Annotated in this window: 22 protein-coding genes; 4 read left to right on the top strand and 18 right to left on the bottom strand. The window is 40.7% G+C overall.

Features of this window, described 5'->3' with window-relative positions; translation table 11 throughout:
• Window positions 1-7: 7 nt before the first annotated feature.
• From asnS to ACXJIN_RS02980, 14 genes are all read right to left on the bottom strand, one after another.
• A complete protein-coding gene (asnS, locus tag ACXJIN_RS03045) occupies window positions 8-1315 on the bottom strand; it encodes an asparagine--tRNA ligase (RefSeq protein ID WP_456399323.1) in 1308 nt (435 codons plus the stop codon).
• 122 nt (window positions 1316-1437) lie between these two features.
• Window positions 1438-3015, bottom strand: coding sequence for a hypothetical protein (locus ACXJIN_RS03040; protein ID WP_456399322.1), 1578 nt, complete (start codon window positions 3013-3015; stop codon window positions 1438-1440).
• Between the two features lie 121 nt (window positions 3016-3136).
• On the bottom strand, window positions 3137-4180 hold the full coding sequence (locus ACXJIN_RS03035; protein ID WP_456399321.1) for an S-layer homology domain-containing protein: 1044 nt from the start codon (window positions 4178-4180) through the stop codon (window positions 3137-3139).
• Window positions 4181-4315: 135 nt separating this feature from the next.
• The gene (tyrS, locus tag ACXJIN_RS03030; protein WP_456399320.1) at window positions 4316-5500 is read right to left on the bottom strand and encodes a tyrosine--tRNA ligase; all 1185 of its coding nucleotides are present in this window, start codon (window positions 5498-5500) and stop codon (window positions 4316-4318) included.
• An 11-nt stretch (window positions 5501-5511) separates the two neighbouring features.
• Complete coding sequence (gene secG / locus ACXJIN_RS03025) at window positions 5512-5757, bottom strand: preprotein translocase subunit SecG (protein ID WP_456399319.1); 246 nt, start codon at window positions 5755-5757, stop codon at window positions 5512-5514.
• A gap of 56 nt (window positions 5758-5813) precedes the next feature.
• Window positions 5814-6425 (bottom strand): cyclodeaminase/cyclohydrolase family protein, encoded by a 612-nt coding sequence (locus ACXJIN_RS03020; protein WP_456399318.1) that lies wholly within the window; start codon window positions 6423-6425, stop codon window positions 5814-5816.
• Between the two features lie 17 nt (window positions 6426-6442).
• Window positions 6443-7069 carry a deoxyribose-phosphate aldolase gene (gene deoC / locus ACXJIN_RS03015; RefSeq protein ID WP_456399335.1) on the bottom strand — a complete coding sequence of 209 codons (627 nt, stop codon included), beginning with the start codon at window positions 7067-7069 and terminating at the stop codon, window positions 6443-6445.
• 120 nt (window positions 7070-7189) lie between these two features.
• Window positions 7190-7741 (bottom strand): HDIG domain-containing metalloprotein, encoded by a 552-nt coding sequence (locus tag ACXJIN_RS03010; RefSeq protein ID WP_456399317.1) that lies wholly within the window; start codon window positions 7739-7741, stop codon window positions 7190-7192.
• The gene (locus ACXJIN_RS03005) at window positions 7722-8927 is read right to left on the bottom strand and encodes a hypothetical protein (protein WP_456399316.1); all 1206 of its coding nucleotides are present in this window, start codon (window positions 8925-8927) and stop codon (window positions 7722-7724) included. The genes ACXJIN_RS03010 and ACXJIN_RS03005 overlap by 20 nt, the downstream gene beginning before the upstream one ends.
• Before the next feature lie 19 nt (window positions 8928-8946).
• Window positions 8947-9906 (bottom strand): ABC transporter permease, encoded by a 960-nt coding sequence (locus ACXJIN_RS03000; RefSeq protein ID WP_456399315.1) that lies wholly within the window; start codon window positions 9904-9906, stop codon window positions 8947-8949.
• Complete coding sequence (locus ACXJIN_RS02995; RefSeq protein ID WP_456399334.1) at window positions 9903-10937, bottom strand: ABC transporter permease; 1035 nt, start codon at window positions 10935-10937, stop codon at window positions 9903-9905. Before ACXJIN_RS02995 ends, ACXJIN_RS03000 begins: the two co-directional genes overlap by 4 nt.
• 29 nt (window positions 10938-10966) lie before the next feature.
• A complete protein-coding gene (locus tag ACXJIN_RS02990; RefSeq protein WP_456399333.1) occupies window positions 10967-12490 on the bottom strand; it encodes an ABC transporter ATP-binding protein in 1524 nt (507 codons plus the stop codon).
• 118 nt (window positions 12491-12608) lie between these two features.
• Complete coding sequence (locus ACXJIN_RS02985; protein ID WP_456399314.1) at window positions 12609-13619, bottom strand: BMP family lipoprotein; 1011 nt, start codon at window positions 13617-13619, stop codon at window positions 12609-12611.
• Window positions 13620-13641: 22 nt separating this feature from the next.
• Complete coding sequence (locus tag ACXJIN_RS02980; protein ID WP_456399313.1) at window positions 13642-15834, bottom strand: hypothetical protein; 2193 nt, start codon at window positions 15832-15834, stop codon at window positions 13642-13644.
• A gap of 350 nt (window positions 15835-16184) precedes the next feature.
• Here ACXJIN_RS02980 and ACXJIN_RS02975 point away from each other — a divergent pair, with 350 nt between their 5' ends.
• Genes ACXJIN_RS02975 through ACXJIN_RS02960 form a run of 4 tightly spaced genes read left to right on the top strand, consistent with a single transcriptional unit; the run spans window position 16185 to window position 17441 of the window.
• Window positions 16185-16427, top strand: a complete 243-nt coding sequence (locus ACXJIN_RS02975; RefSeq protein ID WP_456399312.1) for a DUF1659 domain-containing protein — start codon at window positions 16185-16187, stop codon at window positions 16425-16427.
• A gap of 15 nt (window positions 16428-16442) precedes the next feature.
• Window positions 16443-16682 (top strand): DUF2922 domain-containing protein, encoded by a 240-nt coding sequence (locus tag ACXJIN_RS02970; protein ID WP_456399311.1) that lies wholly within the window; start codon window positions 16443-16445, stop codon window positions 16680-16682.
• Between the two features lie 53 nt (window positions 16683-16735).
• Window positions 16736-16987 (top strand): hypothetical protein, encoded by a 252-nt coding sequence (locus tag ACXJIN_RS02965; RefSeq protein WP_456399310.1) that lies wholly within the window; start codon window positions 16736-16738, stop codon window positions 16985-16987.
• Window positions 16953-17441: a hypothetical protein gene (locus ACXJIN_RS02960; RefSeq protein WP_456399309.1), complete on the top strand. Its 489-nt coding sequence runs from the start codon at window positions 16953-16955 to the stop codon at window positions 17439-17441. The genes ACXJIN_RS02965 and ACXJIN_RS02960 overlap by 35 nt, the downstream gene beginning before the upstream one ends.
• 10 nt (window positions 17442-17451) lie before the next feature.
• Here ACXJIN_RS02960 and ACXJIN_RS02955 read toward each other — a convergent pair whose 3' ends face one another.
• The 4 genes from ACXJIN_RS02955 to ACXJIN_RS02940 form a co-directional block, all read right to left on the bottom strand.
• Window positions 17452-18618: an adenylosuccinate synthase gene (locus ACXJIN_RS02955; protein WP_456399308.1), complete on the bottom strand. Its 1167-nt coding sequence runs from the start codon at window positions 18616-18618 to the stop codon at window positions 17452-17454.
• Window positions 18615-19898 (bottom strand): adenylosuccinate lyase, encoded by a 1284-nt coding sequence (gene purB / locus ACXJIN_RS02950; protein WP_456399307.1) that lies wholly within the window; start codon window positions 19896-19898, stop codon window positions 18615-18617. The genes ACXJIN_RS02955 and purB overlap by 4 nt, the downstream gene beginning before the upstream one ends.
• A 2-nt stretch (window positions 19899-19900) precedes the next feature.
• A complete protein-coding gene (gene guaB / locus ACXJIN_RS02945; protein WP_456399306.1) occupies window positions 19901-21352 on the bottom strand; it encodes an IMP dehydrogenase in 1452 nt (483 codons plus the stop codon).
• A 621-nt stretch (window positions 21353-21973) separates the two neighbouring features.
• Window positions 21974-22256, bottom strand: a 283-nt coding sequence (locus ACXJIN_RS02940) for a GMP synthase (glutamine-hydrolyzing) (protein WP_456399305.1), incomplete at its 5' end; no start/stop codon positions are given.

Below are 22256 nucleotides of genomic sequence, written 5' to 3'. Positions count from 1 at the left end.
CACCTGCTCACGGATGAATCCTGTAGATGGTTCTGGCAAATGGGATGGCTTCTCTTATATGATCTAATTTGCATATCCAGGCGACAAGCCTTTCCACTCCCATTCCAAAACCACTGTGGGGAACGCTTCCATATCTTCTCAGGTCGATATACCAGTCATAAGATTCAACAGGCAAATTGAATTCTTTTATTCTCTCTATAAGCAAATCCAAGTCGTGAATACGTTCAGAAGCACCTATGATCTCTCCGTATCCTTCAGGCGCCAGCATATCATCACATAAAACCACTTCCGGATTTTCGGGATTCGGCTGCATGTAGAAAGCCTTTATCTTTCTTGGATAGTTGTACACCATAACGGGTTTTTCAAATTCCTCGCTTATGCCGGTTTCTTCGTCTCCGCCTATATCGTCTCCCCACTTTATATCAAATCCTTTCTTTTGCAAAAGCTTTATGGCTTCATCGTAACTTATTCGGGGAAATGGAGGCTCTATCTTTTCAAGCAACGTTGTATCTCTATTAAGAGCTGCGAGATGATCTCCCGCCCTTTCCAAAACTTTTTGAATGACGTACGAAACGAGTTCTTCCTGAAGTGTCATGTTGTCATTTGAATTGTAATAGGCCATTTCCGCTTCATTCATCCAAAATTCCGTTAAGTGTCTGCGTGTCTTTGATTTTTCGGCTCTGAACGTTGGCCCAAGGTTAAAAACTTTTCCCAAAGCCATCGCCGCAGCTTCCAAGTAAAGCTGACCCGTTTGGGCAAGGTAGGCTTTTCCAAGATCGAAATATTTCACGCTGAAAAGCTCTCCGGCAGACTCACCTATTGCTCCGGTGAGTATAGGCGTATCGATGAGAACGAATTTTTTAGAATTATAAAATTCTCTTATCGCCCTTATAACTTCGTTTCGAATCTTCAAAATATGAAATTGTTTTTTTGATCTAAGCCAAAGGTGCCTGTTGGTCATCAAAAAGTCTATGCCGTGTTCTTTTTTTGAAATTGGATAGTCTTCTGTTGGAATCTGAACTATTTGAATGTTGTTGACATCCATTTCAAAACCGTAAGGTGATCTTTTGTCTTCTCTAACCTTTCCTTGAACGATGACACTCGATTCTATCCTTAGAGAATCGGCTTTTTTGAAAGTTTCCTCATCCACTGAAGACTTCTCAACGATAGCCTGAATGAATCCAGTTCCATCTCTCAATTGTAAAAAGTGTATCTTTCCGCTTGAACGTTTGTTGAACATCCAACCTCTTATTTCAATCTCTTCTCCCACATGTTCTGCCGCATTTTCTATGTACACCCATCGAGCCAATTCCATCACTCCTTTTGTTTTGTTTCCTTCCATTATTTAACGATGAAACAAATTGCATGGTTATTTCAATTTTACCATAAAAAAAGCCCCGAATTTTTCGGGGCTTTTTATGAAAAACTTCTATTATATTAGAAACTTATAGTCTTGGATGCCTGAATGTACCAATATGGTGCGACGCTAATATAATTTCCATTTGAATCTTTTGTAAGAGTCCCCAGGTATCCACTCAAAGTCCACATATTGCCATCGTAACAGGCTCCTACATTATACGTTCCTTCTATGTAGTAACCCGCATAACTTGGACCACCCTGTGCGCTTGTAACATATCCTTCTAAACTGAAAAGTTGTTTCGTTTTTGTAAGAACAGTAGCCTCGTTTGTTGTAATTGTAGCAGCCTTGCCCGTTTTCGCATCAGTAGCGATCTTCGTTACAGTTACAGTTGCATGTTTGCTGAAGGTAACATTCTTCACATATTTGGCATCTAAATTCCATGTTGGACTAGCAAAATTCGTTATATCCTCCCAATTGATGTCTCCATTGAAACTAATTCCAGCAACATCTGCAGAGAGGTTCAGATCAAGCGTCTTATTGAATTTAATAACTGTAGAAACCAAATTTCCTCCAGACATACTAAATGTCGGTTTCAATGTGGCAATTCCAATTGGAATCGTAGCTGTAGCATCAATACCAAAGTTCACCACTGTCTTGGTGGCAGCAAGAGCATCATATGTTTCTTCAATCCAAGGATTGACTGTGAAAATCCCAAACAATGTATTAGTGTAAGAAGCCTTGCCATATGCTTTATTCTCACTTGCTGGATAAGTAGGTTTATAATTCTTTCCATCACTGCTACTAAATGCTTCGTATTTAGGTGTAAAATTCTTGAAATAGTTATAACTAGCGCTTACATTAAGTTTGCCTGCTGCGCCAAGAGTGAAATCTTTTTCATAAGAAAGTGAGAGTGCAGTCTGATCAACTGGATTGTTGGAAACAGGTGTCGGATCCCACGTTGTTGCCGTGGAAACACTGTGTGTCCACACCAAATCTTTACCATACGCAGCTTTTACACTCAATCCTTCAGTTAATCCTGTTCCAGTGTAAGTCATTCCTACAAAATAAGAGTAGTTATAGTTGTTTGGCTTTTCATAGTACATGGCGCCAGTTAAGCTGTAGTTTTCACCGGCATAATTGGCTGCAATTTCATCTTTGAAATACGGTTTTGCAAACAGAGGCGTGCTTGGGTTTGTGGAAGCGCCATCGTTTGTCGTATCAAGATATTGAAGTGTAAGATCTTTTAATGGTTTGTAAACGTAAGTTAATCCCAGCGCCTTTCCGTTGCCCCACATCAAACTGCAGAAATTCCTCTCAAACGCTTCTTTGAATGTTAATTTACTGATGAGTGACTCGTATACTAAGCTATCAAGTGAAACGGAAGGAGCATTTCCGGTCCATGGAAAACTTGCGTTTAAGCTGAGAGTCCATGTAGCAGGAAGTGTAAAAGCTCCTGGGAAACTTGGGCTCCACTGCCATGATGTACTAGCCGTTAAATCAAGTTTGTGCGAAAAATCTATTCCTTGATTACCAGCAAGGAAATTAAATTCGTATGAACCGCTTACATCTAAAGACGGAGTCAACGTGTAAGTTGCTGCCAAAGCACCTATGGCCAAAAGACCTGTAATAGCAATTACCAAAACAAGTTTCTTCATTTTTTATTCCCCCTTCTTTAATAAGCCTCTCTGTATTCGCCCTTTTTAAATTTAACAGGGAGGATTTAAAAAAACTTCTTCATCTAAAAACTAAAAGAGTATTGATAACTAAGCCTAAATCTCAATGGTTGTAATCAACCCACACCCAATAAAGGAATGTTCCAAATCCGACAGCAGCGAGTGTTAATCCGCCAAGGCCTATCCAAGTTGCGTAACTGGCCTTTTCGTTTGCCTTTTTCACTTCTTGTTCAAGCGCGATCTTGTTGTTGTTGATCTCACTTGAAAGTTGAGATTTCGTGAGTTTTAGATCGTTGCTCACAAAGCTTATCTGGTTTGAAAGAGAGCTTCTGATGCTTGCAAGAGAAGTGTTCATGGCAATGTTGTTTTTGTTAAAGGAGGTTTGAAGGTCTTTTAATTGGCTCTTCAAATCTTTTATAGCCTTTGTGTTGTCGGCAATTGGTTTTGTCGCCACGGCAATTTTCTTGTAAATGAACGCCGATGTTTGATTGATTTCAGCCTCAAGTTCGCCTTTCACTTTCGCAATTTCATCGTTGCTTGAACCGGCCTTGAGAGCTTTCATATCTTGCTTCAATGATGCGATCTCTCTTGCTTGATTTGCAATCATGTTGTTGTTGATATTCGCAAACTTCAACGCTTTGCTCGCGTTGGCGTTCGCGGAATCAATTTCAGACGAGAGCGATGATTTGATATCTACCAGCATCGTTTGAAGATTGCTGATTGCATCGGAATTGTCAGCAACAACTTGCGCCAAATTGGATGTGCCTTTCACCTCGTCAACAACCAATTTTAAAGCGTTGACTTCTTTTTGAAGGTTGGCCACTATGGCATCGTTGTTTCCAACTTTTTTCACCACAGAGTTGATAACCGTTTGAAGTGCTGTTATATCTTGCGCCTTCGCAAGAAGAGGATCACTTTCAATGTAGTTCAAAAGCTTGTAGGCCGTTTCAGCAAGCTGGTACCTGTTTACCGTTGCTGAACCGTTAAAAAGACCATTTGAACCCACCATAATCTTAGCCTTGCTTAGCGCCTCAACGGCTGGTGCGTAGATGCTATTTGCCGGCACATCAGAGTAGCTTGCGGCCAATACCAACGAAGCCATCAACAGCACGGCAACCACAGCAACTACCATAAGGCTTTTTTTCATTTATACCATCCTCCTTTTTAAATAGTAGACACTCTCTCTTTAAAGTCTGTAAACAAGGATGTAATGCCTCACCCCCTATCTCAGACTATCCCATCAATTTAGAATTATACCATCACATATTGACAAATTCAAGAGTTAAACGACTTTTATTTTGTAGAATTTTAACTTTCCAACCCTTAAAATTTCTCCGCCTTTAAAGTTTGTTACAAAAAACGGATCTTTTATTGCGACGTTATTTATCTTCACGCCGCCTTGCTTTATAAGCCTTTTGGCTTCACTAGCAGACGGTGTTGCACCTATTTCTTTCAAAAATTGTGAAAGTTTTATCCCATTTTTCCCTTCGATTTCTTGAACTTCTTTTGGCGTCTCTTTTCTTGAAAAGGTTGAAATGAAGTATTCTTCCGCTTTTTTAGCCGATTTTTCATCGTGCAACCACTTCGTTATCTCGAATGCCAATCTTTTCTTAAAGGTCATTGGATGTAACTTTCCGTTTTTCACATCTTCTTCGGCTTTTTCCACTTCCAAATCAGTTAAAAGCCTCGCGTATTTGAACATCAAAGAATCGGGGATGGACATCACCTTACCGTAGACATCTTCCGGTACATCCTCCAAAGCAATGTAATTGTTGTAGCTTTTCGACATTTTCAATGTACCATCTGTTCCTTCTATCAAAGGCATCGTCATAACTATTTGAGGCTTTTGACCAAATTCTTCCTGATATTTTCTGCCGACAAGGAGGTTGAATTTCTGATCCGTTCCTCCCATCTCAACATCTGCTTTAATCGCAACAGAGTCATAAGCTTGAGCGATAGGATACAAGAACTCCGCGATGCTTATTGGCTCGCCACTTTTGTATCGCTTTTCAAAATCATCCCTTTCAAGCATTCTCGCAACTGTGTATTTTGCAGTCAATCTTATAACATCTTCAAAATTGAGCGGTTCCAACCATTCAGAATTGAAACGAAGTTCAGTTTTTTCCTCATCTAAAATTTTGAACGCTTGTTTTTGGTATGAAATGGCATTCTTTTTCGCTTCTTCGGCAGAAAGCATTGGCCGCGTTTTTGAACGCCCTGAAGGATCACCGATCCTCGCAGTGAAATCTCCTATTATCAGTACAACAATATGGCCCAAATCTTGAAACTCTCTCAGCTTTTTTAAAACTACAGCGTGCCCTAAATGAAGATCGGGACGGGATGGGTCTACCCCGAGCTTAATTCTCAATGGTTTTCCGCTTTTTAAACGCTCTAAAAGTTCTTCTTCACTTATTAGTTCTTCAACATTCTTTTTGAGAATTTTTAATTGTTCTTCAGCACTTAACATGTTTCACCTTCTTAATGTGGAAGATTTATAAGATACGCCACGATGATACTCATAACCATGAAGGTGATGGCAAGAGTGAGTGTGATTTTTCCAAGGGTGTCCAGTCCTTTTTCCCTACCAAAAACCGTGTACAATGAACCTGATCCAAATGCGCCTCCCAATCCGGCATGTTTAGACATTTGAGCCATGACACTCCAAATCAAGCCCACCGAAACTGCTATGTAAATTCCGATAACTATAAGAAATACAATACCCAACGCTTTTCCTCCTTTCTGTTTCTCATGTTCTGATTATTATACCAAAAGATAAAACGTTATTTTTGCTTACAACTGGCAACGCATTTGTCCACTTTTCCCTTCAATTCCAAGACCGCTTCACGCATAGACGAAACGAACTCAGGATCTTTTATAGACTTGAGGTTTATCTCCACGTTTGCCAACGCGCACGAAAAAGCGGCTTCTAACAATGCGACTGCACTTTCGGCGTCGCTTTTTGCGTTTTTGTTCCCGAATTTTGATACTGATTCTGCTAATGAACATAGCTTGGATATTTCTCTCGCAAGCTCGTAAGGCACTTCACACGCTTTTTTCAAACTTTCCTGTAATACTTTTTTTCTCTCTTCCTTTTCTTCCGGCGTGTTCTTTGGAAGTTTAAAAGCCCTCATAACTTCATCAAACGCTTTTATATCGTCATCAGCACTTTCTAACAATCTCTTTCTTCTGTATTCGCTTTCCGCAACTATTCTTTCCATTTCAGCTTCATAATCTTCATATCCTTTTTTTCCTATGGTGAGATTCGCCACCATTTCTATCAAAGCGGCTCCCAGTGCTGCAACCGTCGCGCCAACAGCTCCCCCTCCTGGTGTGGGAGATTTAGAAGCCACTTCATCTACAAATTCTTTTACCTTCATTTCAGGTATTTCCATATGATCCTCACCGCCTTTTATTTTGTGACTATTTCCACCGAGTGGGACGCTCCTATTCTTGTCGCTCCCGCTCTGAACATTCTCAGCGCATCCTCAAATGAATGTATTCCTCCAGAGGCTTTCACTTCCATTTTATCGCCCACAACGTATTTCATCAACGCAACGTCCTCTGCCGTTGCTCCTCCTTTGGAGTAACCCGTAGATGTTTTCACGAAGTGAGCCCCCGCTTCTTTTGATATAACACACGCGGCCACTTTTTGTTCGAAATTCAAAAGAGCCGTCTCTATTATAACCTTTACAATCTTATTTTGGGCGGCTTCAACCACGGTTTTTACATCCTCGTAAACATCTTCATACCTTTCGTCCTTCAACGCCCCTATGTTTATGACCATATCTATTTCATCCGCACCGTGTTCAATGACCCATCTAGTTTCCGTGGCTTTTACAGAAGGTGAAGTCGCTCCAAATGGAAACGCAACAACACTCGCAATTTTAACGTTTGTTCCGGACAATATTTTAGATGCAAGAGGAATATTTATAGGATTGACGCATACTGAATGAAAAGCGTACTTTACGGCTTCCTCGCAGAGCTTTTCTATTTGAGAATTAGTGGCATCTGGTGAGAGTAAAGTGTGATCTATCATCGAGGCTATCTTTTCGCGCGTGGCTATTTTATCCGAAGGCGTAAAAACAAAACCCTTCGCCTTTATTATCTCATTTTCTATTTTTTCCGTTAAATCTGACATAAAATCATCCCCTCCATATCAAAGACCGAGTTCTTCATGAATCTCTTTCATTGCTGTAAGCGCTATATCGTAAAATTCTTCCAAACTTAACCCCATTTCCGAACATGAAGCCATCTGCTCACGGCTAGCTCCTTTTGCAAATGATTTTTCTTTGAATCTTTTCATCAGGAATTTCACATCTACAGGTTCCAACTTCTTTTCAGGTCTGATCAACGCACCTGCCACTATGAAACCGGTAGTCGGATCCGCGGCGTAAATGGCCTTTTCTATAAGCTTTTCACGGGGTTTTTTATCGCAATGCGCCAATATGGCGTCATAAATTTCTTGAGGAAGATTGTACTTTTTTAAAAGTTCAACACTGACTAAACCATGCTTTTCTGGATGCTCTTTTGTTTCTGGATAATCGTAATCGTGAAGAATACCCGCAACTTCCCAAATTGCTTCGTCTTCACCGAACTTTTTTGCGAGGGCTTTCATCACAGCTCCCGTAGCTATCATATGATTTACCAAATTTCTGGAAGAAACGTGTTCTTTCACTATTTTTATGGCTTCATCTCTTGTCACCTTCATTCACCCCCTTGCAACTTTTAAAACCAAAGAAAACTCGCATAATTTGATAATTTTTCATCTTCATTCCAAAATTAACATGAGAAGGCGCATAACCTCTCATGTTTGCAACTTCAAACATCAACTTTCTCAAAGCATTTTGGTAATCGTTTCCCAATTTTGAAGGTGAAACGTATAGCACAGCCGAGCCTTCTTCTGCCAATCCAAAAGACTTAACCTCCTCCTGGGAAGTCGAAATGAAAAAGGAAGCTTTTGGATCCATTTTAACTATTTCTTTAACAATAGCGTTAAAAGCCTCCTTTTCATCTAAGGCATAATGACAAAGCCCTTCAAGGTAAAGGAATTTTGGATCTCTTAATTTTGGCAAAGCAAGAAGCGCTTTTGAATACTCTCCTTTTTTGTAAAGGGAAAGCGATTTCACGTAATTTTCAAGATAACAATAAGAATTCTTTGGTTCCTCTTCCACTTCAATTCCACTTTCAAGATTCAAAAGTTTACAAAAGGCGTGACTGCATGGGTTAAACACACGCGCACATATCCTTTCAGCGAGCACATCTCTTGGCAAAAACTTTTCTCCCAAAGCAAGCATGACTATATCCAACATGTACTTTCTCGAAGATATCTTGGGAAATTTCACGCTTTCATCCTCTTTAAAAACCTTCCAAACAAAAGAGGCAAGCCCGTCCTTTTTGTTCATGGAGAGATATATCTTGAAGGACTCTTGCCAGCGTTCATCTTCTAAAAAAAACAAAACATGCGATAGAGCCAAATAACCCAACGGAGAAAGTGGATACTTATTTTTAAGCTCTATCGATGTTTTCAACGCTTCTTTCAAACTTCCCATTGCCATGTAAGTGATGAAAAGATTGTACATTGAAGTGTCATCTTTTTTCTCTTTCAAAGTGGCTACAAGATCGTCATATTGCTTTCTCAAAAACATCGAGAATTCTTCTTTACCAAAATTACCGTTTTCCATCATGGAAGCTATCTTTTCATCGTCTACATCAAAATCGGAAAAATCGTAAAGATCGCTGAACGTGGTAAGACTGTTGAAATCCAAGTTGTAAGAAGAAACCCGGACTGACAAAGTTTCTTTAGGCTGAGAAGCCTTTTCACTTTTCAATCCGAGATCTTTTTCTATCTTTTTTTTCAGTTCTAAAGCGGCTTTGAGTTTTGGATCTTCTTCCATTTGTTCAACCTCGACTTTTTCAATCTTTTATGTATGGTATACCATCTGCCGTTGGCGCACGACTCTTACCAACAAAACCGCTAACCACTATCAAAGTAAGTATGTAAGGAATCATTCCAAACAGGTATTGCGTATTTGTTGCCAAATGCAGAACGCCTTGACTTTGGAGTTGATCGTTGAACGCAGAAGCAGCTCCGAAAAGTATAGCGGCCCACATAGCACCAGTTGGGCTCCAGTTACCTATTATCATAGCTGCCAAAGCGATAAAGCCACGACCATTTGACATGTTTTCGGTGAATTGTCCCAATTCCCCTATGCTTAAAAACGCTCCGCCTAATGCTGCAAACACACCACTCATCAAAACACCAAAATAACGTATATTGTACACATTTACACCCAACGTGTCAGCGGCTTCTGGATTGTTTCCAACAGATCTCATTCTTAAACCAAGCTTTGTCTTGTATATGAGATACCAGCTGAACACAACGGATGCGAAAGCCACGTAAACGAGAGGTGAAAGCGATCCAACCATTTTTCCGAAAAATGGAACTTTTTCAAATCCACCAAGGTTAACGAGAGGAATCGATCTCACCAAATCCGTGGATCCAGGTTTTCCAAAAAGTTCAACTAAAGAAAAGCCCGTTATACCTTGAGCAAGCAAAATTATAGCTGTACCGCTTATGATCTGATCACCGGCATATCTTATGGACGCCCAGGCGTGTAAAGCCGCCATAGAGATGCCTAAGAGTAAAGCTAACGCTAACCCATACCATGGATTTCCAGTAAAATAGCTTCCTACAACACCGCCAAACGCCGCTATTAACATTATTCCTTCCAATGCTATGTTAACTACACCCGTGGTTTCGCTGTAAACTCCACCCAATGCGGCGAAGATCAAAGGTGTTGATTGGTTAAGTGTAGAACGGTAGAAAACGGGATTTATGAAAACGTTTATTATGGCTTGAACCCAGGCGTTCATATTTCTTCAACTCCTTTTCTCTTCCAAACCATCAAAGTTTTCACCAATCTGTTGGCTGCCACCAAGAATATTATGATACCCTGAATTATTATGACTATGTTTTTGGAAACCCCAGCTATTTGCATCTGGTTAGAGCCTGCCCTTATCGAAGATATGAGAAAAGCGGCAAAGGCTATTCCAATCGGATCATTTTGACCAATCAAGGCGATTGTAATGCCATCAAAGCCCATGCTGCCTCCTAAAGAACCCAAATATCTGTAATAAACACCCATAACCTGCATTGTTCCTGCTAATCCAGCCAATGCACCGCTTATAGCCATGGCCAGAACGACGTTTTTTGAAATGCTTATACCACCGTACTCAGCAGCGTATGGATTGAATCCAACTGCCTTAACCTCATATCCAGTCTTCGTTTTTTCAATTATTATGTAAACGACGACAACGGCAGCTAATGCCACGAATATTCCCGCACTAAGCCACGTAGCACCTGTCGTTACCAAATTGGGAAACCTCGCAGAATAAGCAATTTCAGGGGATTTTGGAACTCCACCAGGTGCCTGAAACGGACCGTTCACAACGTAATTTGCTATAAAAACGGCAATGTAGTTCAGCATTATCGTCGTTATGACTTCATGCGCTCCTCTTGCGGCTTTCAGCCATCCGGCCAAAGCACCCCACAAAGCTCCTCCCAGCATTCCCACAACAAGCATCAACGGAATGGAAAGGTAAAATGGGAACGTCTGCATTTGCGATCCCACGTACGTTGCAAGCAAAGCACCGATAATAAGCTGTCCATTAGCTCCTATGTTGAAAAGTCCAGCTCTGAACCCAAATCCAACGGCGAGACCCGTAAGTATCAAAGGAGTGGCCTTCATTATGTTGTTTATCAGGGCGCCTTCTGTCCCAAATGCCCCATAAAAAAGGGCGCCGTAAGCGGTTGCTGGATTTTTTCCGATCAAGATCATGACGATGGCCGCAATGATAAAAGAAATTACTATGGCTATGAGCGGAGATATAATTTTGTCATTCATGTAAAATTTCTTAAGCTTTGACATCTTCACTAAACCTCCTGTGTCTCTTGTGAACGAAGATCTTCAAGCCTGTGACCGGTCATCATCATTCCAACTTCTTCGGTTGAAGTTTCCTCCGGTCTAACTTCGCCCATTATTTTTCCTTCGTACATTACCAAGATCCTATCACTCAATGAGAATATCTCTTCAAGTTCCATCGAAATTAGCAGTACACCTATTCCTTTATCTCTCATGGAAATTATCGTTTTATGGATGAATTCAATGGCTCCTATGTCCAATCCTCTTGTAGGCTGAGAAACGACCAAAAAATCTGGCTCAAAAGCTATTTCTCTGGCTATTATAACTTTTTGCTGGTTACCACCACTTAAATTTGCCCCTAAAATATTTATCAAAGGCGGTCTAACATCGAACTCTTTCACCAATTCTTCAGAAAACTTTTTTATGTCTCGTATTTTCAAAAACGATCCATCGCAAAATTTTGGATCATCGTGTTTCCCAAGGATGAAATTGTAGTATATGGGAAACGCCGTTACCAAACCTCTTTTTAATCTGTCTTCAGGAATATGTCCCATACCCATTTCTCTACGTTTTTTAGGTGAAAAATTCGTTATATCAACGCCTTTAAAGATAACCTTACCAGCCTCTACTTTTCTCAAACCGGTAACGGCTTCAACAAGTTCAGACTGCCCATTTCCGGCAACACCGGCTATCCCAACTATTTCACCTTTATGAACGGAAAGGGAAACTCCATTTACAGCCCTCAATCCTCTATTTTCATTAACTTCAAGATTCTCTATTTCAAGTATCTTATCGCCAACTTTGGCTTTATCTTTTTCAACTCTTAAAAGAACATCACGCCCAACCATCATCCGAGCTAATTCCTTCGGATTGGTATCCTTTGTTTTCACAACACCCGTTACTTTACCCAACCTCATAACGGTTACCGAATCCGTAACGGCCATGACTTCGTGAAGCTTATGAGTGATCAAAATTATCGTCTTTCCTTGTGCTTTTAACGATCTTAAAACGTCAAACAACTCATCGGTTTCTTGAGGAGTTAAAACTGCCGTCGGTTCATCGAGAATTAAAATTTCAGCTCCTCTGTACAAAACTTTTATTATTTCAACCCTTTGTTGCGCTCCAACGGGCAAATCTTCTATTATCGCATCCGGATCAACGTAAAGGCCAAATTTCTCAGAAAGTTCCCTTATCTGTTTTCGTGCCACATCTATCGCGAAGAATGGTCCGTGCGATGGCTCCATTCCCAAAACCACATTTTCCACAACGCTTAATCTGTCAACTAGCATGAAATGCTGGTGAACCATACCTATTTTCGCAGCTATAGCATCATTTGGATTTTTTATTCTGGTTTCAACACCATTTATGTAGATCTTGCCAGAATTAGGATTTATCAAACCGTACAGTTGGCTCATAAGAGTCGTTTTACCGGCTCCATTTTCGCCAACTATCGCGTGGATCTCGCCTCGTTTCACGAAAAGATCAACGTGATCGTTGGCGAGCACACCCGGAAACTTTTTGACGATCTGTTCCATAACAACCGCGTATTGAGAATAATCTTTTTTGTTCTTGTTATCCACGAAATCCCATCCTTTCGATTCAAAAAGAGTACGAAATGGTAGGGGAGAGATCCCCTACCATTGAAATCATCACTTAAAATTGAATGGCTGGTACCTGGAACGATTGGAAAGATTCCTTTGTGTTCGGAACAACCAATTTTCCAGCTATTATGGCTTTTTCAAGTACTTTCAACTGACTTAACAAACTCTTTGGTACGTACTGCTTTGTGTAGGTCATTGGGCTTATTCCAACGCCGTCTTCTTTAAGACCAAGCACAGTCGTTCCGCCTTTGAAGGTTCCATTTACCACAGATTTAATTCCATCAAACACGGCGATGTTTACTCTCTTCATGGCACTTGTAAGAACGTACCCAGGAGCCAGGTAGTCTTGATTTTGGTCAACACCTATGGCGAAATGACCTGGTCCGGCATCTTTTGCCGCTTCAATGGTACCAAGACCACTTAAACCAGCTGCCGCGAATACTATATCTGCACCTTCAGAGAACTGACTGTTGGTCATTGATTTTCCAGCTGCTGGATCATCAAAACTGCCAACGTATCCAGAAAGGACTTGGACGTTTGCGCCGTTGAGGACGTTGTACGTTTCAACACCGGCTTCGTAACCGTATTGATATCTCAAAACTGGAGGAATTGGTATTCCACCTATGAATCCAACTTTTCCAGTTTTGGTAACACCAGCCGCCAAGTATCCAACCAAGAACGCTCCTTCCTGTTCTTTAAACAGGAAATTCTCGACGTTTGGAGCTTTTACGACACCATCTATGAAGATGAATTTCGTGTTTGGGAACTGCGGAGCCACTTTTGCCAAAGCATCCTGCATCATGAATCCAACAGCTATGACAACATCAGAAACCTGAGCCGCTGCGGTCAAATTTGGAATGTAATCAGCCTGTTCATAGGATTGAATGACGTTCGCAGTTATTCCAAACTTCTTCACTGCCATTTGAACACCGGCCCACGCGCTGTCGTTAAATGATTTATCACCAAGGCCTCCTGTATCAGTGACAAAGAAAACCGTCACGGCCGCCCCTATCGTGCTCATAATGAGCACAAGAGCCAACAAAGCTACAACATACTTTTTCATGCTTTTCCCTCCTTCTTTCCTTTTAAGATTTCTTTATACCAAAAAGGCGCGTGTACAGCGCCTCAAAGGCCACAAAAGCACCTATTCCCATTACTATGAAAATCATGACTTCATTTGGAGACTCTCCATTTCGAAGGATGTGAGAGTAAGTTGGAAAACCGTACTCGACGAAAATTTCCACTGCTTTCGGAGTGATTGTAAGAAAAGCCGCCAAAATCGTTATCAATCCCATGGTGAACCTGTATATCCAATTCCTTCCAAAGAAAGTAACGGATAAAAGCAACAACGAAACGATTATGAAAAGCTTTGAACCTTCTCTTGTCTGAAAAAAGTGGACTGTTGGCGCACTCTCAGGAAGCATATCGGCTTTCTTTATTATACCTTTAAGTTGAGATGAAACTTCATTGAGAGAAGGCTTAGAAATTCTTTTTTCCAAACTTTCATCAATTTGTCTGCGCAACGTTGGTGCTGCAAGAGCGTATATTCCGTCTAAAGTCTGAGAAAATATCTTTTCCCTTGCGTTTATTAGGCTCAACCTTTTCTGCATATCGTCCAAAACTGATTGCGCCCTTTCTTGCACTACGTTTATGCTTTTCATAGACTCATTCACGTTTTTATACCCAAAGAAATCAGCATTTCTGTCAACGTTTATTCTCAAAGCGGAAGGGTATTTCATAATTCCCTTAAAAGCGCCAGCCTTTTTTATGGTTGTAAGGTAAGAAGAGAGTGTTTGAGATGTGAAATTGTATGGGTCTAACCTTAAAGAGATCAAATTAGAATTCAAATCGTTAAGATGATAAGTGAGAATGCCATTTGGACCGTAAAGCTCATTTTCGTACACTTTCAAGTAAACACTTTTAAGAAAAGTTTGATTCTTTGACATTCTGGTAGACGGAAGGTTCTCGTACAACGGAACGAAAAGCATAGCTATAAACAGAGCCACTACGGCTGAAGATGAAAGAATGAACATCACCTTTTTTGTGGAAAAAACATGGAACCAAGTTAAGATGGACAAAAACGCAGTTGTAACGATGATGAATCCGTACATAGTGGAATCAAATCTGCTCAGCATAGGATCAACTCCAAAAATAAGCACCAAACCTTCAAACGCCAAAATGGCGAAAATGGTGTATTTCATAGCACGAGGCTTAAAAATAAGCACCACTATCAACGCTAACGCATACACAATCCAGCGCCAAAATAGAGGAGAAACTCCTCGCGAGCTCTTACGTGCCAGAGCACTTTCCAATTTGAATATCCTATCGTTGAATCTTTTTGAAACATCTCTTTTAACAACATTCGACGAAAGCATTTCTTGAATTCTTAAGGACGATCCTAAAGTTGCCAATCCCTTTTTAACGGCTTCTTGTGGTTGTTTTCCCATCGAAGCGAATAACTTTATCATCCTTGCCGCACTATCGAACGTTCTTGAAATATTTGAAGTGAACTTCTTAATGGCATCATTTACATCCGCTTGTGTTAAAGATTCAAGCGCGAGTGAAGAAATATCATTCTCCTTCACAACGTCAACGGGAGGAATGTTTAACTTCAACTCATTAACGGCCTTTTTGATTTTTTCAGGAACATTTCCATCGTAAGCTTTTTCAAGTGAAGATAGCAATTGCTTTTTAAGATCAATACTGGCGTAAGAAAAATTCCCCAAAACTTTTCCATTCGCGCCTATTGCCTTTTGTATGTACGTTCTCGCGATGTTGGCAGCCTCTTTGCTTACTTTTGTGTTTATATCAAAAACCGCTTCGGTAAAAGTTGGGGATTTTGGAAAATCCGTTTGCCCTACATTTTCTCTGTAAAGCGTTCCCACAACGTAAACAAGAAAAGCGGAAAGGCTGACATTTTCTACCGGATCATCGGTTTTATACCTTTCGTATATGTTTTTCGCTATGTATTGCATGTCTATAACTGGAAAGTTGCCTATGGCTCCCGATGGTATTTGAAAGCTTCTTATTCTTATCCACCGGTAATAAGCAGCTGGTTCTAATTCACTAACGATAGTGTAAACAACCTGTTCAATGGAATTGGAAGGATTAACATCCAACTTTCCACTTTTTTCAAAGATGTTCATGTACTTATCAAAAGTGTGCACGTACTCTTGGTACTCTGAGAGCACCTTCGATTCAAAATTAGCTGCCAACGCAACTACTGAAAAAAGTGATAGGATTGAAAGTAAAAGAAATACCATGATCGTTTTTTTCACATCAACACCCCATTCAAATAGTGGTTAGTGGTGAAATTATATCATAAGTTTTTCTAAAAATATGCAAAGACAAGGAAGATTTCTTTTCTTGTCTTATTTTTTTCATAAAAGATTAAATCTTTCTTATTCTTCAAAAATCTCCGTCTTTCTTGCCAAATTGCGAATTTAACTTAGATTTTCTTCATTAAGTTCCTTTTTTCCTTTAAATATGCGCTCTTATGTTTAAAAATATCCTCATATAAATTTTACCATCTCGGAAATATTTTTTATACCGATCAAAAATATAGTATTTTTTTGTACCATATAATTGAGCCGGCTCAAAGCAAAAACAAAAAGAAAGGATGATAAAAATGGCAAAAGGCGATAGCGTTACCGAATTGGGTAAGAACGAAGCATTGACGATTTACCTTAACACTGGTCAAACAGATCAAAATGGGAAACCAATTCTTACCAGAGTAACCGTGAATGGTTTGAATCCATCGGCACAAGAACAGGCAAAGTACGATTTTGCATACGGTTTAGCGGGATTGACTTCTAAAAGCGTTGAAGGCATTAACGTTAGAACCATAACACAACTCGGCCCAATAAGCTGAAAGGAGTGATGAATAATGGCTATTACAACCACGAAATATTTAAGCATGAAGTTCGTAGCTTCATCGGACAATTCCTCAAAAATAATAAGGCTTTCAGATCCACGCGATGATCTAACTTCTAGCGATGTGCAAAATTTCATGAATTCGGTTGTTTCTTCAAACTTACTTTACACATCCAAGGGTAGCATTTGCGACAAAGTTGACTCTGCGAGTGTAATAGATAGAAGTAACAACGAACTCTTCAACCTTATTTGAATTTGGGCGGCGTTTGCCGCCCTTTATTTAAATCAAAAAGGCAGGTGAAAGCTGTGGAAGAATTTCTAAATGTTTTAAAAGATGTGAAATTTGTGGTGGATTCTGCCATTGTACTTGTTGAACATCCGGGTGATGGAGAAAAGAAAAAATCAAAGGTTATGAAAATCGTGAACGACTTCATAAGCGAAAATGGCATTAAACTTCCAATCCCATCGGCTATATTGAATTGGATCATAGGCGAAGTCATAGATATGAGCGTGAGGTGGATGAATGAAAACTTCTGGAAAAAAGGAAAGCAAGATTGAAGAGCTGAAGAGAATTTTTTACAAATTAAGAAGAAAGTACCTCTATTCCGTTCATTCAAGTGAAAGAGAAGATTTAGAACAGACAATATGGTATCTGATGTTATTGGCTATGAAAAAATACGATCCTAAACGTGGAACTCTTCAAAATTTTGCCTATTATTTCTCAGACCAAAAGCTAAAAGATCATTTTTGGCGTGGAGCCAACCTTCCGGAAACCAAAGGAAGCTTCACGCTTCTTCATTTAAAAGCCGCGTTGGTAGAGGACGATAATTCTTTGCCAAAAGCGGAAGCTTCCAATGAAGAAAAAATCGAAGAACTTCCAAATTTTTTGCTGTTGAAAATCGAAGGATACACTCTTGTAGAAATAGCCAAAAAATTGGAAATGTCATATGGAAGCGTTGAAAGAAAATGGAAAAAATACGTAAAAAGAGTAAAAGAAAGCCGCCAAATTTAGGCGGTTTTCTTCATCTTTTCATAATTTCATCTATTCTTGGACCAGTTGAGACGTACTCCACTTTTTTACCTATTTTGTTCTCAATAATTGAAAGAAAATCCTCAAATGCCTTGTCAGATAGATCCTTCCATCCGTCTATGTATCTTATCTTTGCCTTAGAATTTTCCAAATCATAAGGGACAAGGTCGTTTTCGTACTCTTCACATATTCCTATCTTTTCAAAACCGTTTAAAACATCCGCCTTTGTTATTATCAGATGGTCAACATCTGCAACGTCGCAAGCGTATTTTAAAAGTGGCAAATCTATCCATCCGCATCTTCTTGGTCTACCGGTTGTCGATCCGAATTCGTTACCAGCTTTTCTCAACTTTTCTGCTTCTTCACCAAAAATTTCCGTTGGGAATGGTCCACTTCCCACCCGCGTGGCGTATGCTTTGAAAACGCCGTAAGTTTCCAACTTGCCTTTTTCAAATCCGCTGTAATACAAGGCGGCTTGAGGGAGGCACGGCGTTGAAGTGACGTATGGATACGTTCCGTACATGGGATCTAACATGATCGCTTGTGTAGATTCAAAAAGCACATTCCCGGTTGGAGTAACTTCTCGAACGAATTTTTTCACGCTTTCAAAATTTTTCATAAGGCCTTCGAATATCTCATTCGCGTTCAAATCTATCACGGATTTGTACAATGAGGCCAGCATTTCAACCTTTTCTTTTGCACGCTTTTCATCAAATAGATCGAAAATCCTTATCCCTATTCTATGCGCATCGTTTGCAACTGTTGGCCCTATTCCTTTTTTTGTTGTACCGACTGCCATGCTTCCTTTCATTTCTTCATATTTGGCATCCAATTCTTTTTCAACGGGCGTTATAACCCTACACCAGGGTGAAATGTAAATATTTTGCGTTATGCTTTCAAAGATGGAAGCCATGGAATCTATTTCAGATCTCAATACTTCCAAATCCACCAACGTGCCCCGTGCTATGAAAAGTTTGTTTTTTCCGCTGCCGGATGGAATCAAATGGTGAACGAATTTCTTTTCATCGTAATAAATGGTATGACCGGCATTTGGACCACCTGAAAATCTCACAACCCATTCGTGCATTTTCGAAAGATGCTGAACGATCTTTCCCTTTCCTTCGTCTCCCCATTGAAGACCTATAACGACACTTTTCATATGTTCACCTCAAATCTTTTGAATATATCATCCACATGTTTTAGATAATATTCTTCATCAAAGGCACTTTCCAGATCCACATTTGGAAGTTTCTCTTTCAAAGCGGTCAAAAGGTCGTGAGATTCTCCTTGCCAAACTTTCATTGAAGCCTTTTGAACCAAGAGATAAGCATCTTCGCGGCTCATCCCACTTTCCACGAGTTTGAGCAGCACCCGTTGTGAGAAAACCAGCCCCTTTGTAACGGATATATTTCCCCTTATCCTGTCCTCATTTACCTTCAAATTCCCTATTATGTATTCCAATTTATCAAGCGCGTAGTAGACTAACGTTGTGGCATCTGGTATGATGACCCTTTCAACGGATGAATGAGATATATCTCTTTCATGCCAAAGCGAAACATCTTCAAGTGCCGCAATGGAATAGCTTCGTATCATCCTTGCAATTCCACAAAGACGTTCGCAAAGAATTGGGTTTTTTTTGTGAGGCATGGCGCTTGATCCTCTTTGCTTTGATGAAAAGGGCTCTTCCACTTCTCTAACTTCTGTCTTTTGAAGATGCCTTATCTCAGTTGCCAGCCTTTCTATACCACTGGCTACAACGGCCAACATGCTCACGTATTCGGCATGAAGATCTCTGGGGATCACCTGCGTGGATATTTTGCACGGATTCAAGTCGAGTTTTTTGCACGCAAGGGCTTCTATTTCAGGAGAGATGTTGGCGTAGTTCCCAACCGCTCCAGAGATCTTTCCCACGGCCATTTTTTCTCTTTCACTTTCAAGTCTTTGAAGTGCCCTTTCCATTTCCGCATACCAATTCAGCACTTTCAATCCAAAGGATGTTATTTCAGCGTGAACGCCATGAGTTCTTCCAACCGTTGGCAGGTTTTTGTATTTATTTGCCAATTCAAATGTAACTTTCATGACTCTTTTTAACTTTTCCATTATCTTGTCTGTTGCTTCAACTATCGCCATTGAAAGAGCCGTGTCAACCACATCCGAAGATGTCATACCATAGTGAAAGTAACGCGCTTCATCCCCCATTCTGGACGTTGCCACTTTTATAAAAGCTATCACGTCATGATTTACATCTTTTTCAACTTCTTCTATTTCACCCACATCCAAATGGGCATTTTCTTTCGCTTTGGCAAAAGTGCCAGACGGTATGATTCCTTTTTCTTCATAAGCCTGCATAACGGCCAATTCAACTTTTAGCCATCTTGAATATTTGGCCGATTGAGACCATAGCTCTTTCATGATTTGCGGAGTATATCTTTCTATCATCTTCAACCTCCAAAATTGTAATTTGGAGCTTCTCTCGTGATTTTGACGTCGTGGGGATGCGACTCTTTAACTCCAGCCTGGCTTATCTCCACGAATACCGCCTTCTTAGAAAGTTGAGGAATGTTTTCCGCTCCACAGTAACCCATTCCGGATCGCAATCCCCCGATCAATTGGTAGATGATTTCGGAAACGCTTCCCTTGTAAGGCACCATTCCTTCTATTCCTTCTGGGACGAACTTGTTGGGAGAAACGTTCTCCTGGAAGTATCGATCGCTGCTTCCCCTCTTCATGGCACCTATACTTCCCATTCCCCTGTAAGATTTGAACTTTCTACCTTCGTATATTATGCTTTCTCCAGGAGCTTCATCCGTTCCGGCAAAGATACTGCCCATCATGACGGTTGACGCTCCAGCTGCCAGCGCTTTCACTATATCGCCTGAATATCTTATTCCGCCATCCGCTATTACAGGTACTCCGTATTTAGAAGCGGCTTTGGCGCAATTCAGGACGGCAGTTAATTGTGGAACGCCTACACCGGCTATAACCCTTGTCGTGCAGATGGAACCCGGGCCCACGCCAACTTTCACAGCATCTGCACCTACTTTGATCAAGTCTTCGGTTGCCTGTGCCGTGGCAACGTTACCCGCTATTACCCTCATGTCAGGATGATCTGATTTCAGCTGTTTCACCATTTCAATTACCCCTTTTGAATGACCGTGAGCGGTGTCAACAACTATGACATCAGCACCGGCTTTCAACAAGAGATCAACCCTCTGCTGTGTGTCTTTGGTAACACCAACGGCGGCCCCAACGAGCAACCTTCCTTTTTCATCACGCGAAGCGTTTGGATATTCAACAACTGAGTTTATATCTTTAATGGTTATCAATCCAACCAATTTCTTTCCTTCCACCAACGGCAATTTTTCTATCCTGTATTTGTGAAGTATCTCTCTGGCATCTTCCAACGATAATGTGGAAGGGGATGTAATGAGTTTTTCCAGAGGCGTCATGAGTTCCTTCACCGGTTTGCTCATATCATTTTCGAAACGTAAGTCTCTGTTCGTAAGAAGTCCAAAAAACCTTCCATCTTTGACAACGGGTAATCCACCTATTTTGTATAGCCTCATCGTTTCCAACGCATCTTCCACAGTGGCATCCGGTGGAATGGTAATGGGATCTTTTATGACGCCGTTTTCCGTAAGCTTTACCCTCTTTACCTGCCATGCTTGTTCGTTTATGCTCATGTTCTTATGGACTATCCCAATCCCGCCTTCCCTTGCCAGGGCTATGGCCATTCTGGCTTCAGTGACAGTATCCATAGCCGCGGATATAAAGGGAATGTTCAGCTTTAAATCCCTTGTCAAATACGTTGAAACATCCGTTTCGCTTGGTAACACCTCACTGTATTGAGGAACCAGCAAAACATCGTCGAAAGTGTAAGCCTTTTCAAACATCAAAACACCTCTTTACCTTTTTATGGTTTTTCATTCCTAACGTACGTTAATTTAAGAAAACGATCAACTTCTGCTTTTTCACTTTCTCGAAACATTCGCCAGCACTTATGAACTCGCCATCTGAAGACTCTAAAAACGAGGTTGGAAAACACACGGATGTGTTGAGAAAGCGAAGCACTCATGGATGAGTGTCTGAGCGTGTCTCGTTTTTTTGAGTCGTAAGATGGATAAAAGAATGAATCTGTGCCGGCTGGGTTTCGGATTAATTATGCTTTTTTCTGCCTTTCTCTCTCCTTTTTTTGAAGTTTCTGTCAAAACATATGAAGACGCCGTACAAGATGCGAAATAACAGAGTTGGAGGCACAGGATGTGCCGAGAAAGCGAATCTAACGGAGCTTTTTTCTTCTCCACCCAACTTCGAAACACGTGCCAGCACTTATGAACTCTCCATCTGGAGACTCATAAAAACGAGGTTGGGAAACACACGGACGTGTTGAGAAAGCGAAGCACTCATGGATGAGTGTCTGAGCGTGCCTCGTTTTTTTGAGTCGTAAGATGGATAAAAGAGTGAATTCGTGTTGGTAAGTGTTTTGATAAATATTTTCAATGACCGCTTTTCCATCATTCCCACTCTATCGTGGCAGGGGGTTTATCCGATACATCATAGACCACCCTTCCCACGCTTGGCACTTTATCTGTAATGGTTGAGGATATCCTTCTCAAAAGGGCGTTAGGCATTTCATGCCACGAAGCGGTCATTCCTTCAAAGCTATCAACCGCTCTCAAGGCGACAACGTAACCGTATGCCCTTTGATCGCCTTTTACCCCCACGCTTCTTATTGGCAAAAGTACTGAAAAGGCTTGCCATATCTTGTCATATTCCCCACTCTCTTTTAATATGGAG

This window comes from Mesoaciditoga sp. (assembly GCF_054006115.1).
Note: the sequence above shows the minus strand (reverse complement) of the source record. Positions and strands in the feature narration are given on the sequence as shown.

Bases quoted from the DNA above. Each gene is read 5' to 3' on its own strand.
- asnS (WP_456399323.1), bottom strand. From the start codon at position 1,315: ATGGAATTGGCTCGATGGGTGTACATAGAAAATGCGGCAGAACATGTG.
- ACXJIN_RS03040 (WP_456399322.1), bottom strand. From the start codon at position 3,015: ATGAAGAAACTTGTTTTGGTAATTGCTATTACAGGTCTTTTGGCCATA.
- ACXJIN_RS03035 (WP_456399321.1), bottom strand. From the start codon at position 4,180: ATGAAAAAAAGCCTTATGGTAGTTGCTGTGGTTGCCGTGCTGTTGATG.
- tyrS (WP_456399320.1), bottom strand. From the start codon at position 5,500: ATGTTAAGTGCTGAAGAACAATTAAAAATTCTCAAAAAGAATGTTGAA.
- ACXJIN_RS03020 (WP_456399318.1), bottom strand. From the start codon at position 6,425: ATGGAAATACCTGAAATGAAGGTAAAAGAATTTGTAGATGAAGTGGCT.
- deoC (WP_456399335.1), bottom strand. From the start codon at position 7,069: ATGATAGATCACACTTTACTCTCACCAGATGCCACTAATTCTCAAATA.
- ACXJIN_RS03010 (WP_456399317.1), bottom strand. From the start codon at position 7,741: ATGAAGGTGACAAGAGATGAAGCCATAAAAATAGTGAAAGAACACGTT.
- ACXJIN_RS03005 (WP_456399316.1), bottom strand. From the start codon at position 8,927: ATGGAAGAAGATCCAAAACTCAAAGCCGCTTTAGAACTGAAAAAAAAG.
- ACXJIN_RS03000 (WP_456399315.1), bottom strand. From the start codon at position 9,906: ATGAACGCCTGGGTTCAAGCCATAATAAACGTTTTCATAAATCCCGTT.
- ACXJIN_RS02995 (WP_456399334.1), bottom strand. From the start codon at position 10,937: ATGAATGACAAAATTATATCTCCGCTCATAGCCATAGTAATTTCTTTT.
- ACXJIN_RS02990 (WP_456399333.1), bottom strand. From the start codon at position 12,490: ATGGAACAGATCGTCAAAAAGTTTCCGGGTGTGCTCGCCAACGATCAC.
- ACXJIN_RS02985 (WP_456399314.1), bottom strand. From the start codon at position 13,619: ATGAAAAAGTATGTTGTAGCTTTGTTGGCTCTTGTGCTCATTATGAGC.
- ACXJIN_RS02975 (WP_456399312.1), top strand. From the start codon at position 16,185: ATGGCAAAAGGCGATAGCGTTACCGAATTGGGTAAGAACGAAGCATTG.
- ACXJIN_RS02970 (WP_456399311.1), top strand. From the start codon at position 16,443: ATGGCTATTACAACCACGAAATATTTAAGCATGAAGTTCGTAGCTTCA.
- ACXJIN_RS02960 (WP_456399309.1), top strand. From the start codon at position 16,953: ATGAAAACTTCTGGAAAAAAGGAAAGCAAGATTGAAGAGCTGAAGAGA.
- ACXJIN_RS02955 (WP_456399308.1), bottom strand. From the start codon at position 18,618: ATGAAAAGTGTCGTTATAGGTCTTCAATGGGGAGACGAAGGAAAGGGA.
- purB (WP_456399307.1), bottom strand. From the start codon at position 19,898: ATGATAGAAAGATATACTCCGCAAATCATGAAAGAGCTATGGTCTCAA.
- guaB (WP_456399306.1), bottom strand. From the start codon at position 21,352: ATGTTTGAAAAGGCTTACACTTTCGACGATGTTTTGCTGGTTCCTCAA.